This is a genomic window from Bradyrhizobium sp. 137 (genome assembly GCF_023074095.1).
GTDB lineage: Bacteria > Pseudomonadota > Alphaproteobacteria > Rhizobiales > Xanthobacteraceae > Bradyrhizobium.
Window position 1 is genome coordinate 169,821 of sequence record NZ_JADPKU010000044.1, and the last position, 15,058, is coordinate 184,878.

18 protein-coding genes are annotated in these 15,058 nt (G+C 64.4%); 12 read left to right on the forward strand and 6 right to left on the reverse strand.

Translation table 11 applies throughout. The features are described 5' to 3' along the window. Nucleotides 1–109: 109 nt before the first annotated feature. Entirely contained in the window at nt 110–862 is a 753-nt protein-coding gene (locus IVA78_RS09990) for a 16S rRNA (uracil(1498)-N(3))-methyltransferase (protein WP_247277599.1), read from the reverse strand. Between the two features lie 209 nt (nt 863–1,071). Between IVA78_RS09990 and IVA78_RS09995 the strand changes: the two genes are divergently transcribed. Beyond that, complete coding sequence (locus IVA78_RS09995; RefSeq protein ID WP_247277598.1) at nt 1,072–1,737, forward strand: hypothetical protein; 666 nt, start codon at nt 1,072–1,074, stop codon at nt 1,735–1,737. Further along, nucleotides 1,734–2,666 (forward strand): 4-hydroxybenzoate octaprenyltransferase, encoded by a 933-nt coding sequence (gene ubiA / locus IVA78_RS10000; RefSeq protein WP_247465154.1) that lies wholly within the window; start codon nt 1,734–1,736, stop codon nt 2,664–2,666. Before IVA78_RS09995 ends, ubiA begins: the two co-directional genes overlap by 4 nt. A 7-nt stretch (nt 2,667–2,673) precedes the next feature. Here ubiA and IVA78_RS10005 read toward each other — a convergent pair whose 3' ends face one another. Next, nucleotides 2,674–3,192: a DUF6101 family protein gene (locus IVA78_RS10005; protein WP_247277596.1), complete on the reverse strand. Its 519-nt coding sequence runs from the start codon at nt 3,190–3,192 to the stop codon at nt 2,674–2,676. A 305-nt stretch (nt 3,193–3,497) separates the two neighbouring features. Between IVA78_RS10005 and IVA78_RS10010 the strand changes: the two genes are divergently transcribed. The 7 genes from IVA78_RS10010 (at nt 3,498) to IVA78_RS10040 (ending at nt 9,601) form a co-directional block, all read left to right on the forward strand. Beyond that, entirely contained in the window at nt 3,498–4,865 is a 1,368-nt protein-coding gene (locus IVA78_RS10010) for a TldD/PmbA family protein (protein ID WP_247277756.1), read from the forward strand. Then, nucleotides 4,852–5,670, forward strand: a complete 819-nt coding sequence (locus IVA78_RS10015; RefSeq protein ID WP_247277595.1) for a 3'(2'),5'-bisphosphate nucleotidase CysQ — start codon at nt 4,852–4,854, stop codon at nt 5,668–5,670. Before IVA78_RS10010 ends, IVA78_RS10015 begins: the two co-directional genes overlap by 14 nt. Before the next feature lie 59 nt (nt 5,671–5,729). Further along, on the forward strand, nt 5,730–5,972 hold the full coding sequence (locus tag IVA78_RS10020; RefSeq protein ID WP_027575891.1) for a DUF4170 domain-containing protein: 243 nt from the start codon (nt 5,730–5,732) through the stop codon (nt 5,970–5,972). Continuing rightward, nucleotides 5,969–6,682: a lysophospholipid acyltransferase family protein gene (locus IVA78_RS10025; RefSeq protein ID WP_247277594.1), complete on the forward strand. Its 714-nt coding sequence runs from the start codon at nt 5,969–5,971 to the stop codon at nt 6,680–6,682. The genes IVA78_RS10020 and IVA78_RS10025 overlap by 4 nt, the downstream gene beginning before the upstream one ends. Continuing rightward, nucleotides 6,675–7,979: a 3-deoxy-D-manno-octulosonic acid transferase gene (locus tag IVA78_RS10030; protein ID WP_247277593.1), complete on the forward strand. Its 1,305-nt coding sequence runs from the start codon at nt 6,675–6,677 to the stop codon at nt 7,977–7,979. The genes IVA78_RS10025 and IVA78_RS10030 overlap by 8 nt, the downstream gene beginning before the upstream one ends. Next, nucleotides 7,972–8,988, forward strand: a complete 1,017-nt coding sequence (gene lpxK / locus IVA78_RS10035; RefSeq protein WP_247277592.1) for a tetraacyldisaccharide 4'-kinase — start codon at nt 7,972–7,974, stop codon at nt 8,986–8,988. The genes IVA78_RS10030 and lpxK overlap by 8 nt, the downstream gene beginning before the upstream one ends. Nucleotides 8,989–9,265: 277 nt before the next feature. After that, nucleotides 9,266–9,601, forward strand: coding sequence for a GYD domain-containing protein (locus IVA78_RS10040; RefSeq protein ID WP_247465157.1), 336 nt, complete (start codon nt 9,266–9,268; stop codon nt 9,599–9,601). Between the two features lie 968 nt (nt 9,602–10,569). Here IVA78_RS10040 and IVA78_RS10045 read toward each other — a convergent pair. From IVA78_RS10045 to IVA78_RS10055, 3 genes are read right to left on the reverse strand one after another with little or no spacing between them, the layout of a single operon-like run. Continuing rightward, nucleotides 10,570–10,947 (reverse strand): TadE/TadG family type IV pilus assembly protein, encoded by a 378-nt coding sequence (locus tag IVA78_RS10045; protein ID WP_247277590.1) that lies wholly within the window; start codon nt 10,945–10,947, stop codon nt 10,570–10,572. Next, on the reverse strand, nt 10,944–11,447 hold the full coding sequence (locus IVA78_RS10050) for a TadE/TadG family type IV pilus assembly protein (protein ID WP_247277589.1): 504 nt from the start codon (nt 11,445–11,447) through the stop codon (nt 10,944–10,946). Before IVA78_RS10050 ends, IVA78_RS10045 begins: the two co-directional genes overlap by 4 nt. 11 nt (nt 11,448–11,458) lie before the next feature. Beyond that, nucleotides 11,459–12,781, reverse strand: a complete 1,323-nt coding sequence (locus IVA78_RS10055) for a pilus assembly protein TadG-related protein (RefSeq protein WP_256464546.1) — start codon at nt 12,779–12,781, stop codon at nt 11,459–11,461. A gap of 156 nt (nt 12,782–12,937) precedes the next feature. On the opposite strand from IVA78_RS10055, the gene IVA78_RS10060 reads away from it, so the two are divergent. Then, nucleotides 12,938–13,261, forward strand: a complete 324-nt coding sequence (locus IVA78_RS10060) for a hypothetical protein (protein WP_247277755.1) — start codon at nt 12,938–12,940, stop codon at nt 13,259–13,261. 16 nt (nt 13,262–13,277) lie between these two features. On the opposite strand, the gene IVA78_RS10065 is transcribed toward IVA78_RS10060, so the two are convergent. After that, nucleotides 13,278–13,505 carry a DUF2093 domain-containing protein gene (locus IVA78_RS10065; protein WP_247277587.1) on the reverse strand — a complete coding sequence of 76 codons (228 nt, stop codon included), beginning with the start codon at nt 13,503–13,505 and terminating at the stop codon, nt 13,278–13,280. A 176-nt stretch (nt 13,506–13,681) separates the two neighbouring features. Here IVA78_RS10065 and IVA78_RS10070 point away from each other — a divergent pair, with 176 nt between their 5' ends. Further along, complete coding sequence (locus IVA78_RS10070; protein WP_247277586.1) at nt 13,682–14,506, forward strand: dienelactone hydrolase family protein; 825 nt, start codon at nt 13,682–13,684, stop codon at nt 14,504–14,506. Between the two features lie 252 nt (nt 14,507–14,758). Continuing rightward, the gene (locus tag IVA78_RS10075) at nt 14,759–14,908 is read left to right on the forward strand and encodes a hypothetical protein (RefSeq protein WP_247277585.1); all 150 of its coding nucleotides are present in this window, start codon (nt 14,759–14,761) and stop codon (nt 14,906–14,908) included. The last annotated feature ends 150 nt before the right edge of the window (nt 14,909–15,058 follow it).

The window sequence follows — 15,058 nt, forward strand, 5'->3', positions numbered from 1 at the left end:
ACCGGGCAGGCAAGGGAAGGGACGGGAATTGGCGCAGCCCTTAGCATGGCCCGAATGCGGTTTCGACCTCCAAAGGATCAATCGCTTAACGGGTGGGCAATTCCCCGGATTAGGTGGACTTGCCCCAATCGCCCAGCACCGCCTGCACCAGCGCCAGGGCCGCCACCGCGGCGGTGTCGGCCCGCATGATCCGCGGGCCGAGCGCCAGCTGCAGGATTTTCGGCTGCCGCAGCAGCAGCGCCCGTTCCTCCTCGGCAAAGCCCCCTTCTGGGCCGATCAGCACGTCGATACCTTTGCCGGCCTCGCGTGCGTTCTGCAGGCTCTGAACGGGGTTTGCAACCGCGGCCGCCTCATCGCAGAAGATGAGCAGGCGGTCTGCGGCGCGCTGGCTGAGGTACCGCTCCAGCGGCACCGGCTCGGCCACCGAGGCGATGCTGAGGATACCGCATTGCTCGGCGGCCTCGACGACGTTGGCGCGCATTCGCTCGGTGTTGACCCGGGAGGCCTGGGTGAACCGGGTTAGGACCGGCTGGAGCCTGGCGGCGCCCATCTCGATGGCCTTCTGGACCATGTAATCCAGCCGGGCATGCTTGAGCGGGGCGAACACGTAGGCCACGTCAGGCAGCCCGTCCTGAAGCCGGGTCTGCTGAAGGATCACAAGGCCATCCGGCCGTTTGCGGCCTTCGATGGCAGCCTGCCACTCGCCGTCCCGGCCGTTGAACGCCAAAACCTCGGCCCCGGCGGGCAGCCGGAGCACGTTGCCCAGATAATTGCTCTGGTCGCGGTCGAGCTGCACCCTGGCGTCTTGGGCGAGGGGGGCGTCGACGAACAGGCGAGGGGCGCGAAAATCGTGGGAAGGCATGGTTCAAAGGTCCAATTTGCCGCCGTTCTTAACCGAAACCAGTATTTTTGGGGGTAAATATCGACGAATTGGTGCGTCTCCGCGCCGCGCTCTTGCCCTATTCAACGGGTTGTTAAGCCCCGGCGGGAATCGTAAAAACGCGAACACGCTGGTTGCGCTTCGATTGGAAGACGCCGAACCCGTAAGCTCCTGCCGGAGAGACTGCCTTCATGATCCGTCGCCTGATGGTCCCGATCACTGCCGCCGCCATGGTCGCCATGGGTGCTGCGGGCGCTAATGCGCAAAGCGCGTTCCCGGCACCGCTGCCAAACCAGGCCGCCACCAGCTCCGCCTTTCCGCCCGTGAACGGCTCGGCACCCGTTGCCTCCGTCGGCACGGCGCCGCAATCATCCTTTCCCGTCAACGGCGCCGCGCCGATCGGCGGTGCCGGCGCTTTCAGCGCAGCTCCGCCGACGCAAGGCGGTCCCGGCGAGGACTGCATGAAGGCCTTCATTCCGCTCCGCGAGGAAGCCGAGAAGCGCGGCAAGCTGATCAAGGCCGCGAGCGACCGTCATGCGCCGCCGGACGAGGCGTGCAAGCTGATCGGCAACTTCAGCCAGGCTGAGCTGAAAATGATCAAGTACATCGAGTCCCACGCCGCCAAATGCGGAATCCCGCCGCAGATCGGCGAGCAGATGAAGACCGGCCACAAGAACACCGAGGCCATGCAGAAGAAGGTCTGCATGGTCGCGCAGCAGATGCAGCAGCAGCAGGCGCGCCCGGCCGGCCCGTCGCTGAGCGAGGTGCTGGGTTCGGGCTCGGCGCCGGAAGCCAATGCCGGCAAGAAGGGCGGCAGCACCTTCGATACGCTCAACGGCAACGTCCTGACCCGATGAGCGATACATCCGCCCGCGTTGCCGACTCTACAGGCAACTGGGTCGATACGCTCGCGCCGCAATGGGCGCGGCCTTATTTGCGCTTGTCCCGCTTCGACCGTCCGATCGGCTCCTGGCTGCTGTTGATGCCGTGCTGGTGGTCGGCGGCGTTCGCCGCCGGCATGGCGCACGAGATCCGCGGCCTGCCGCTCACCATCGTGCTGTTCTTCATCGGCGCCTTCGTGATGCGCGGAGCCGGCTGCACCTGGAACGACATCACCGACCGCGACCTCGATGACAAGGTCGAGCGCACCCGCTCGCGGCCGCTGCCGTCAGGGCAGGTGACCACGAAGCAGGCGCTGCTCTTCATGGTCGCACAGGCGCTGATCGGTCTCGTGGTGCTGTTGCAGTTCAACCGCTTCGCGGTGCTGACCGGCATCGCCTCGCTCTTGATCGTCGCGATCTACCCCTTCATGAAGCGCATCACCTGGTGGCCGCAGATCGTGCTCGGGCTGGCCTTCTCCTGGGGCGCCCTGATGGGATTTGCCGTCACCTTCGGACGCATCGACGTCACCGCGCTCGTGCTCTATGCCGGCGCGATTTCATGGGTGATCGGCTATGACACGATCTACGCGCATCAGGACGCCGAGGACGACGCGCTGATCGGCATCAAATCCACCGCGCGCCTGTTCGGCGCGCATACGCACCAGGCGCTGATCCTGTTCTATGGCTTTGCGGTGATGCTGATCGGCGTCGCGCTGGCTTCAGGCGATGCGGGCTGGCTGGCCTGGCTCGGCCTTGCGGCCTTCGCCGTGCATCTGGCGTGGCAGATCGTGCGGCTGAGGATCGATGATCCCGAACTGTGCCTGCGCCTGTTCAAGTCGAACCGCGATGCGGGGCTGTTGCTATTTGCAGGATTACTCGCCGACGCGGCAATGCGGGCGGCGTAGTTGCCACTCAATCCCTTGCAATGATCTCGCGTTCGCCCTGATGCACGGTGAGTTCGCGCGCGATGCCGGTGCGCCGGCGCATCAAGAATTTCGGGCGGCGGGCGCGGATCGCGTTGGCGCGACGGCGGCGCGGCGCGGGTTTGCGTGCGCCTTCGTCGAGCTGCGGAAGCGCGAAGATCTCGCTCCAGATCGCCCAGGCTTGCGCGATCTCGTCGGCCTCGGCGCCGACCAGCAGCGGAATGGAGAGCGAGGGATCGCGATGCACGAGGACGAGGGTCTGCACCTCGTCATTGCCGCGCAGCGCGACGCCGGTGAAGTCGCTGACACGGACGTTGATGGCCATCTGCATGCCGCGAACGGCACGGCGCAGCACGACACGCTCGCGATGAAGCTCGATCTGCCTGACATGTCCGTCGGCGCGCGGATCGTGCGCATCGAAGCGGACCGGAAGGGAAAGAGGGTCGAGCCGCAAGGAGCGGCTCGACCCGGCGGGAGCGACCCCGCATGTTGCTGTTTGACGCCTCACGGCTTTAGTTCTCCCCGCCGGGATTATGTTCCCGGTCGATGCGAGGACCTTAGCGCGCGCCTTTCCGAAACCGCTTAAAAAGGCTGGTTAACCCACCGTCACTGCTGCTCATGATTGACAAGACCTTGGCGCGCATGATTGACGAGACGTTGCGCGAGAGCTGCGAATCTGAGCTTTTGGCGGGCTGAAAATGCTTGAAGTCCGCGCTATCAGGGCACATCTGTGGGTTCCGGTCCCGAACCCGCCCCAACAGGATTTCGTTCGTGAACTCTTCACCATCCGCAAGCTCGACGCTTTCGACCCAAATGTCGTCGCAGGCCCATCGCGACCTGTTCGATCAGTCCGCGCTCTCCGATCTCGCGCAGCGGCTGGTCGAGGCCGCCAAGCGCGCCGGCGCTGATGCAGCCGATGCCGTCGCAGTACGCGGCGTCTCGCAGGGCGTCGAGGTGCGCGACGGCCGCGTCGAGGAATCCGAGCGGTCCGAGGGCGACGATGTCGGCCTGCGCGTGCTGGTCGGCCAGCGCCAGGCGGTGGTCTCGACCAACGACGTCAGCGGCGATGCCGTGACCAAGCTCGCCGAACGCGCGGTGGCGATGGCGCGTGTTGCGCCCGACGACAAATATGTCGGCCTAGCCGATCCCGCGCTGCTCGCGCGCGACTTCCCCGATCTCGACCTGCTCGATCCCGACCTGCCTACGACCTCAGAGCTCGAGCGCCGCGCGCTTGCGGCCGAAGCTGCGGCGCTCGGCGTGAAGGGGGTGACCAAATCCGGCGGCGCCTCGGCTTCCGCCGGCATCGGCGGCATGGTGCTCGTCACCTCTACCGGCTTCCACGGCTCTTACCTACGCTCCAGCCAGGGCATTTCCGCCACCGCCATATCGGGCGAAGGCACCAGCATGGAGCGCGACTACGACTTCACCTCGGCGCCACACGGCGCCGATTTGTTGTCGCCGGAAACCGTCGGCCGGTCCGCCGGCGAGCGCACGGTGGCGCGCTACAATCCGCGCAAGGTCGAGACCTGCAAGGTGCCCGTCGTGTTCGATCCGCGCGTTGCGGGCTCCCTGGTCGGCCATCTCGTCGGCGCCATCAACGGCGCCTCGATCGCGCGCAAGACCAGTTTCTTGAAGGACAAGCTCGGCCAGCAGCTGTTCGCGAAGAACATTCGCATCGTCGACGATCCCTTGCGCAAGCGCGGCCTGCGCTCGCAGACGTTTGACGCCGAAGGCGTCGCGGTGAGGAAGATCGCGCTGGTCGACGAGGGCGTGCTGACGACCTGGCTGCTCGACTGCGCCACCGCGCGCGAGCTCGGCCTCACCACCACCGGCCACGCCCATCGCGGCGTCTCCTCCTCGCCGTCGCCCGGGCCGTACAACCTGCATCTCGAGGCCGGCACGCCGACGCCGGCCGAGCTGATCGCGGACATCAAGCAGGGCTTCTACGTCACCGACCTGATCGGCTCCGGCGTCAACGGCGTCACCGGCGATTACAGCCGCGGCGCCTCCGGCTTCTGGATCGAGAACGGCGAGATCACCTATCCCGTCAGCGAGGTGACGATCGCCGGACATCTATTCGAGATCTTCAAGTCAATGCAGCCGGCGAACAATCTCGAATTCCGCTACGGCATCAATGCGCCGACGGTGCGCATCGAGGGTTTGACGCTTGGCGGACGCTGACGCGCAATCCCCAGACGCGACCATCCTGACACGCGATGCGGCGCTGCTGAAGGACGCGGTGCGGGACGCGGGCGCGCTGGCGCAGTCGATGTTCCGCACCGAGCTGAAGAAGTGGATCAAGGGGGCATCCTCGCCGGTGTCGGAAGCCGACATCGCGGTCAACAATCTGCTCGAAACGCGCTTGCGCGCTGCGACGCCTGACTATGGCTGGCTGTCCGAGGAAAGTGCCGACGATGCGGCACGGCTGTCGCGGCGACTGACCTGGATCGTCGATCCCATCGACGGCACGCGCAATTATCTGGGCGGTCATGACGATTGGTGCGTGAGCGTCGCGCTGGTCGAGGATACCTCACCGGTGCTTGCCGCGGTGTTCGCACCGGCGCGCGATGAATTCTTCTTCGCGGTCCGCGGCCAGGGCACGACGCTGAACGGGGCGCCGGTGCGGGCGACGTCCGGGTCCGAGTTCGACTTCGCGCGCGTCGCCGGCCCGAAGCCGCTGGTCGAGCGGCTCAATGCCACGGGCGGTGAGATCAAGCTGCATCCGCGAATCGGCTCGCTCGCGCTGCGTCTGTGCCGGGTCGCCGATGGCGCGCTGGATGCGGCCTTTGCGGGCGGCAACAGCCATGATTGGGACCTTGCGGCGGCCGATTTGATCGTGCAGGAAGCGGGTGGTAAGATGAGTGACCTCTCCGGAGAACCCATCCTCTATAACCGCCGGGAAGTGGCGCACGGGGTGCTGGTGGCAGCGGGACGCGATCGTCATGCGGGCATTGTCGCGCATTTTCGAAACCGCCCCTTGCCCTAAGCGCTTCGTCGTGCTTGTCGAACACTGCTTTGCCGGGCAGCCCGTTAGGAAGAGAACCCATGCCAGATAGTGCCCCGCAACAACTGCTTCATCTCGTCATCGGTGGCGAGCTCGTCGATCTCGAGCACAACACCTTCAAGAACCTCGACGACGTCGACATCGTCGGCCTCTATCCGAACTACGCCACCGCGCACGCGGCCTGGCGAGCCAAGGCGCAGAGCACGGTCGACAACGCGCAGATGCGCTATTTCATCGTCCATCTCCACCGCCTGCTCGACCCCAATCAAGAACCGGCGCGTTGAAAAAACTGCTTCGCAATACGCTGCGAAGCAGCTTTATTCAGCGTGCCGTCGGGGTCCTGGCGGCTGAATATCTGCGTCTGGTCTGGCGGACCAACAAGTTCAGGTTCGATCCGCCTGACGTCTATGACCGCGTCGAGCCGCAGATCCCGGCGATCTTCGCCTTCTGGCACGGCCAGCATTTCCTCACCCCCTTCATCAAGAACAAGGATTGGTACCGCGCCAAGGTGCTGATCTCCCGTCATCGCGACGGCGAGTTCAATGCGATCGCCGCCGAGCGGCTCGGGATCGGCACCATCCGTGGTTCCGGCGATCACGGCGGCGCCTTCCACCGCAAGGGCGGGGTCGGCGCCTTCAAGGAAATGGTGCGGACGCTCCAGGACGGTTGTAATGTCGCGCTGACCGCCGATGTCCCCAAACGCTCGCGCGTGGCCGGGCTCGGCATCATCATGCTGGCACGGGAATCGGGGCGGCCGATCATGCCTTTCGCAATGGCGACCAGCCGCTTCATCCGGCTCAAGAACTGGGACCGCACCACCATCAATTTGCCATTCGGGCGAGGCGCATTGGTCGGCATCAAGGAAATCCACGTTCCACCGGATGCCGACGCCGCAACCATGGAAGCGCTTCGGCTGGAGCTGGAGGAGACGTTGAACGAGGCGACCCGCCGCGCCTATGCGCAACTCGGGCGCCCGGGACCGGAAGATGCCTGACCCGCTGCCGATGACGCTGCGAATGTATCAGCGCCTGGCCTCCGGCCTGGTGCCGCTCGCGCCCGCGCTGATCAAGCGGCGGTTGAAACAGGGCAAGGAGGATCCCGCGCGCGTCAGCGAGCGGCGGGGCTTGTCGCGGGACGTGCGGCCACATGGCCCGCTGGTGTGGATCCACGGCGCCAGCGTCGGCGAGGTTCTGGCTGCGGCAGCGCTGATCGAGCGGCTGCGCGATCTCAATCTGCGCATCCTGCTCACCTCCGGCACCGTCACCTCGGCGGCCGTGGTGGCGAAGCGCTTCCCGCCCGACGTCATCCATCAATACGTGCCGTATGATTCCCCGCGCTACGTCGCGCGCTTCCTCGATCATTGGAAGCCGTCGCTGGCGCTGTTCATCGAATCCGACCTGTGGCCCAACCTGATCCTCGCCGGCGCGGCGCGCCGCGTGCCGATGGTGCTGATCAACGGGCGGATGTCGCCGCGCTCGTTCCCGCGCTGGCGGCGCATGCACGGCACCATCTCGGCGCTGCTTTCCCGGTTCGACATTTGTCTGGCACAATCGAAGACGGATGCCGAGCGCTTTGCCGCGCTCGGCGGCCGCGACGTCCTCACCACCGGCAATCTCAAGCTCGACGTCCCGGCGCCGCCGGCCGATCCCGCCAGGCTTGAGCGGCTGATGGCGATGACGCGCGGGCGGCCGATCATCGTCGCGGCCTCGACCCATCCGGGCGAAGACGAGATGCTGATCGCGGCGCATCGAAGCCTCGCCGGCTTCTTCCCGCAGCTTCTGACCGTGATCGTGCCGCGCCATCCGGACCGCGGCTCCTCGATCGCGGGTCTGATCACCGCCTCGGGCCTCAAGCCGGCATTGCGCTCGCGCGAGGAGCTGCCGGCGGCGACGACCGACCTCTATGTCGCCGACACCATGGGCGAGCTCGGCCTGTTCTATCGCCTTTCGCCGATCGTCTTCATGGGCGGATCGCTGATCCATCATGGCGGCCAGAACCCGATCGAGGCGATCAAGCTCGGTGCCGCCATCATCCATGGTCCGCACGTCTTCAATTTCGCCGATGTCTACGAGACGCTCGACGGGCGCGGCGGGGCGCGCCAGGTCGACACGCAGGAAGCGCTGGTCAAGCAGCTCGGCCAATTGCTGGCCGATCCCACCGCGCGCGACAAGATGCAGCGCGCCGGCGCGGGCGTGGTCGAGCAGCTCGGCGGCGCGCTCGATCGCACCATGGCGGCACTCGAGCCCTACCTGTTGCAACTGCGGATCGAGATGGGAGCCGCCAATGCGTGAGCCGGCCTTCTGGTACCGGCCACGCTCCCCGCAGTCGCATGTCCTCAGTCCTCTGGGTGCGCTCTACGGCGCGATCACTGCGCGTCGCATGGCGCGCCAGGGCTTTGACGCCGGCATTCCCGTGATCTGCGTCGGCAACTACCATGTCGGCGGTGCCGGCAAGACGCCGACCGTGCTGGCGTTGACCAAGCTACTGCGCGAGCTCAGTGAGATCCCGGTGGTGCTCAGCCGCGGCTATGGCGGACGCCTGAAAGGTCCGATTATGGTCGACCGGGCGCGTCACACCGCTTCCGACGTCGGCGACGAGCCGCTGATGCTGGCGCGCGAGGTCCCCGTCGCGGTCGCGCGTGATCGCCTCGAGGGCGTCGCGCTGGCGAAGTCGCAAGGCGCCACCGTGATCCTGATGGACGACGGCTTCCAGAACCCGCGTCTGCACAAGGACGCCTCGCTGATCGTGATCGACAGCGAGCGCGGCCTCGGCAACGGCAAGGTGTTTCCCGCCGGTCCCCTGCGCGCGCCACTGCAGGCGCAGCTCGCGCGCACCGATGCGCTGGTCCTGATCGGCGACGGGCGTGCCGCGAACGATGTCGCGGCCGAGCTTGCCAAGCGCGACAAGCCGGAGCTGCGCGCACGGCTGAAGCCGAATGCGGCCTCGCTCGCGCAGCTCCTTGGCAAGCGGGTTTTCGCCTTCGCCGGCATCGGCGATCCCGAGCGCTTCTTCCGCGGCTTGCGCGCCAGCGGCATCGACGTCGCACGCACGCGCCGGTTTGCCGATCACCACATGTTCTCGGATGACGAGCTCGCCGCACTCGCGGTGCAGGCCCGGCGCGAGCAGCTCACGCTGGTGACCACGGAAAAGGATCTCGCGCGTCTGCGCGGCCGTGAGGGCGTGCCCGAGGGCATCGTGGCGTTCGCCGTGCAACTTGAGTTCGACGATCCGGCAAAGCTGCAGGAAGTGATCAGCGACCACCTGTACAGGGCGCGCGAGCGGCGGTTCAGCACACGTTGATCTCACACGTTAGGCCAGCGTCTCTGCCGTAGCGCCAAAAGCGAAGTGTCGCGGCTGACGAATTCTCTTCCGCACGTTTGGGACCTGATATAGCCTTTCATGAGAGCCGTCACCGGGACGTGCCGAACTCCCGGCAATCATCGGCGGCGTTTATGCCCACGGCGGGCCCTACCTTCATCATTTCAGATACGACGGCCGCAACGACCAGTTCGCGGCAAGGCAAGTTATTGCCAAGAGCACAGAGAGCAGATTCCAAGAGCACAGAGGAGAACATGCCATGCATTTTTGCCTCACCGGACAATACACATCACGCTCCCTCGAGGCCATTCTGGAAAATCCCACGACCGATCGCCAGGAGGCGGCTCGAAAACTCATCGAAGCGGCCGGCGGAAGGCTGATCTCGATGTACAGCGTTGCGGCCGACGGCCCCGGCGTTTTGGTGATTTTCGACGTGCCTGACCCGAGTGCCGCTCCGGCCACTTCCGGCCTGACCGTCGCGGCGGGCACCCTGCAGAACGTGAAACTGACTCGGCTGTTCACGCAGGACGAGATCAAGCAGGTCCGCCAGAACGCGGCAAGGCTGCGTTCTTCGTATGCCCCGCCTGGAAGCTGACATCCGGATCTGAAGCGAAGCCGCCGCGGCACCAAGCGGCGGCAACGTTCACGTCACAGCAACAATCAAGTTTGCAAGCCGAGGGCATCGTGCTGGGTTCGGCGCCATACGCCGACCGAACCTGCTTGCCAGCGGCCTTGGTAACGGCCTGCGACCGCCGTTCAGCATTCAGTCATGCTCACCACACCCCGACGGCCATTAACCCGACAATGGTCAGGCATGAGGCACAGGCTACCATGACAGTATAGCATTCGGGTGTATTCATTGCTTCCTCCCAATCTGTTGCCAAGTGCTTGGTCACTGCACGCGGGAGAGATCGCCGGTCCTCGGCCGCTTCAATTCGGCACGCCGCAACCGATTTTGCGCTGCGCGTCCGTCCTCTCATCCTCACCCTGAGCTGCAGGATGATTGTGCGCTTCGAGAGCTTCAGAGCGTTCGGCTGAGATCAGAAGCTGCTTCCGCATTTCAGCGAGGCGGGCGCGGCAATATTCACGATAGAGCAGGTCCAATATGGTGGGCATGATTCACCCCCATCGTTTGAATTTGATTTACAGATATTCCACCGCGCATTTTTCGAGGTGATCGTAGCCCGCCGGATGACTCTTCGATATGAGCCCGTTCACAGACTGCGCCAGTTCCAAAGCTCGATCGCCGTTTGGCTGACTTGATTGTCTGCGCGATAAAAGGAGCAGGGCTAATTACCTAACACGCAATATAGCAGCCCATTGTTTCACCAAGACTTCGTCAAACAACTTAAGAGCGCCGATTTGCGACAAAGAATCCAACTACAGCGTGAAATGACGAGCCACGGAGTGCAAGTAATCTTTGATGCAACGCGGATCGTACGGCGAAAATCATTTCGGCTGCGGGAATCGCGGTTCAGGTGCGCGCGCACATCGTCTCCATCCCAAGTCGCGCGAGAAGCTGCGCCCCTGTTGCAGGTGGCTGCGCTCTTGTCTCCCACGACCTCAACTCGGAAAGCATGCCCGGGCGGTCAGCGTCACCGGAGAGAGGTTGAGAATCTGCGGGAACGTGAATGCATAACTCGCGCTGACCTCGTTGCCGCATGCTGACGCAGAAAAGGTGAATGTCTCCGCAGGGAGCGTGAGGCCGAACGCCTGCTGCGCAGCGTAACTGGTGATGGCACTGCTGCTTGGGCAGAGCGTGCTGTTGACGGTTGCGCAACGCGCTGCCATTTCGCTCCCATGCTGGATTCCCAGCTGAGTCCAGAACAGCAGCCCGCATTCGATGATCCCAAATATGAACAGGAAGAACGCCGGAGCGGTCAGCGCAAATTCCAGCGCGGATGCGCCTCGATTGTCTTGCCATAGTGCCGCGAGTTTCACTGCAGCCTCGCAGTGGATTGCGCGCTGTAAGTGTATGTGGCCGCCACAATCTGGTAATCGATGATGGTATAGTACGTCGCCCGCGCCGAGACCGTCGTATACGTTCCAGCCTGCGCGCCGCCGGTGCAAACCGTCCCGCAGGTGACAGTGCTGACACCTGCACTCGTTGGGCATCCGCAAAATTGGACCGGCGGAGGTGAGGCGGTGATGTCCGTGGCGCTGGTGGCACTTCTTACGGCGTTCGAAATGCCGCTCGCGTTAAAGCCGCGCGCAATTGCGTATTGCGCTCCCGCTTGTGCGGCATTTTCGACCTGCATCTTGCGATACAGTGCAAGCCCGATGTCCGTTACGGAAACGACCATCAGGGACAGCACCGGGATCAAGATGCCGAATTCGGCGGCCGCAACGCCGCGTTTGTCGCTGACAGCAGCGCGCACGTGCCCTGTTAGAGAATCAAGCAACCGACGACGGCGCCTGGATGAGACGCTCTGAATTTGCATTGACCCAAACCTCATTCGATGAGCTGTGCGGTTTGCGAACCTATGGTCGCGGTGCCGAGCGCGGTGCAATTGACCTGGAGGTTCGACGTGCCGCTGAACGTCAGCGTGTCCGCGATGATCTTGGTGCAGGATGTGCTCGTGCCGTTGCCGCCGCTGAAGCTGAGATTGGCCTTTGGCAGATAGATGGCGCCGCCGAAATTCTGTGTGCTGCCACCGGTGAGATTGAAAGCAGTCCCGGCCGGCATATTGCGGTCGCCGTACATGACGATGCCTTTCGTGGGGCCGCTGGTTGGTGCCGTCAGGTTGATGGTCGCGTTGCTGCCGATCGAAGCGGTGCCCCAGTCGCTTCCCGAGCCTGTAAACACCAGGGTCACGCCGCTGCCCGCGATTGTGGCGTTTCCAGCGACGCTCAAGTTGGCCCCGTCCAGATAATAGATGCCTGGACTCAGATTCAGGACTGCGCCGGCATTGACCGTAATGCTGCCCATGTAGCAGCCGGGGTCGAGCGAGTTCGTTTTTCCGTTGGCGTTGACCGTAATCTTGGCGTTGGTGCAACTCGGCCTCGCGGGGGGAGAAACGTTGGCGTAGGGGTCGGCGACGGGCGATATGTGCGTCTTGATACCGTTGCTCGCCGTGATGCTGCTCGCGCCGGAGACGTCGCCAACCACTCCGACCTGATTTGCAGCGACGGAGGCGCTGCCGGCAACGTTGAGCGAGGGACTTGCACTCGAGTTGCTGTAAAGGTTGCACTTGATCAGGTTGAGCTGGTTGCCGCCGCTGACGTTGACGGCGGGACTTGCGCTCGAGTTGAGCGCAAGTACGCAGCCTGTCCCGGAATTTGGCAGGGCGACAGAGCGTGCGGTTATGAGCACAGGATCCGAGCCGAACAAGGCTGATAGCAGCCGCTGCTGCGGCTGACTCACGATGACTTCGATGGCCTGCGAATTCGAAGCATGATTGCCTGTCTTCGGTGGCTGGTTCACCGTGACCGTGACGTTGTTCGACCCGTTCGCGTAACCGTAGTTTGCCGTCACCGCCTTGGCTTCGGACAAGGGGTCGGTGCCCGCACTCGCCGCTGTCGCAGCGCTGACCGCGCCCGAGTCAGCCGCGCTCTGCATATTCTTGTGTTTGTAGTACCACCAGCCGACTTCCGTGCCGAGGCCCGCGGTGCCGACCAGGACCGGCATCAGCAGCGCCGAAATGAGCACATAGCTGCCCGACTGATCTCGGGCGAATCGTTGAAGCAGGCTAATCGTGCGTCCGCGCCGACGAGCATGATCCGCTGGGCACGATGATGCATCGAACGAACGGCTGCAAAGTCTCCGAGGGTCCATGCGCTTCTGCCCGCCTGCCACTTTTTCCCGCCACAATGTGGTGCAGACCGACTTAAATGAGGCCCAACGGGAGCGAGACAATTTTAGACATCAGCTGACATTCAGCCGACATTCATGGCCGTGCGCTATCGATATAGCTCCGATCAGGAGAATTCGATGAAATTGCGATCCGCGATCTTTGTCGCCAGCCTCGCATGTCTGCCGGTTTTGCCCGCGCTTGCTCAGACCTCCTCGCCGCCGCCTGCCGCCGCTCCGGCGAATCCGACAAGTGCGGTGCCGGTTCCCGCGACCAAGCGCGTCACGTGCCTCGCCACGGCGCAAAATCTGAAGGGACAGGACAAACGCGACCAGATGCAGCTCTGCATGGCGCAGGCGCGGGTCGACTGCCTCAAGCAGGCGGTTGATCAGAAGATCGTCGGCGAGGCCCGCAAGACTTTCATCAAGACGTGTGTGGGCGCGGATGGCCGGGAGCAGCAATAGACGCGCGGGCGGGGCCTTAGGCCTGCGGCTTCGGCACGCCGGGGAAATGCCGCTGGAGCACGGCGGCAGGCGTGGCGTAGGCTTCTTGCAGATCCACACTCCAGTACTTCAGTTCGTCGAGCGGGATGCGCGCGTCGGTGATGGCACAACGCACATAGGTGCCCGGCGAGATCACGCGGAAATCGCCGTCAAGATATTGCACCTGCGCTTCGCCATGGCCCGAGGGGCCGAACTTGTTCAGCACGGTCGAAAGTCTCCGTGGAAGGCCTCTCCGTGGAAAACCTTGGAGGGCATAATGTGTCGGGCTGGATGTAGCATAGATAGGGTGGCTTGTCCGCCCGGTAAACCCACCGGTTTGTGATGTTTTGGCGCCGTTTCCGCGTGATAGTGCTTGGACGAAGGATCTTGACGCAGGGTCCGATGCGCCTTCGACTGACCGCCCTGTTCCTGACGCTCCTGACGTCGGCCGCGCACGCCGCGCCGGTGCCGCAGCAGGTCGACATCCCGCTGTCGTCGGGCGTCCTGCATGCGCAGCTCTACAAGCCCGAGGGCGAGGGGCCTTTTCCGGCCGTGATCGCGCTGCACGGCTGCGGCGGGCTCAGTGGCCATTCCGATTCCGTCCTGCCGCGCTATCGCGACTGGGCGGAGCGGCTGCTGAGGGCCGGCAATGCGGTGCTGCTGCCTGACAGCTACGGCTCGCGCGAGCTCGGGCCGCAATGTCGCGTCAAGGAGATGCACGTTAAGGCGCGCCGTGAACGCGTCACCGACATCGCGGCGTCACGCGCCTGGCTGATGAAGCAGAACTGGGTGGCGCGCGACCGCGTCAGCCTGATCGGCTGGGCCAACGGCGCCAGCGCGCTGCTCTGGGCGGTGCGGCCGCAGAGTGCCGCCCGCGATCTGGACCCGGATTTCCGTGCCGCGGTCGCCTTCTATCCCGATTGCCGGATCTCCGCCGGCCTCGGCTGGAGCACGCGGGTGCCGACCCTGGTGCTGATCGGCGCCAATGACGACGTCTCGTCGCCGCCGGCCTGCCGCCAGATGGTGGATGGCGCGCGCGGCCGCAGCGCGCTTGCGCGCATCGTGGTCTATCCCGGCGCTTATCACGATTTCGACCGCGCCAACACGCCACTGCACGCAGCCGCCGGCGGCACCGACGTAGCCGCGCCCGAGCATGGTCATCTCGGCACCGATATGCAGGCCCGCGCGGAATCGCAGAAGGACGTCGCGGAATGGCTGGCGCGGTGATCGCGGCGCCGTAGCCCGAACGAGCGAAGCGACATTCGGGGAGGTCGGTCCCGCAGATCGCGGCGCTCATGCGGACCACAAATCTGGAAGCGGGGCCGCCCGAGGAACAACATCAGGCGGACAGCGTCGCATCGACCACCGCCCTGTACGGACCATGATGGCCGACCGGCATCTACGGATCGCGCGCGGCGCCGTTTTTCAGCACATGGCCATGCCATCATTCGACCACGATGTCGACTAAACGCGTGTCATATGCGTAGCCGTATCGTCCTGTTCGCCTCCGCCCTGATCGTCTTCACCGTCGCGATCTTCCTGTTTGAAGCCCACGCCGGCGCGCCACAGCTCGTGCCGGAACATTGCGGCTTCTGGACCACGATCGACGCGGGGTTGTCGTGTAGGTAGAGCCGTAATACCTCCACATGCTCCGTCATTGCGAGCGCAGCGAAGCAATCCAGAGTCTCTCCACGGAGGGATTCTGGATTGCTTCGTCGCTTCGCTCCTCGCAATGACGAGCTTGTGGCTACGCTGGTTCCTACACACTCTCTGTCATCG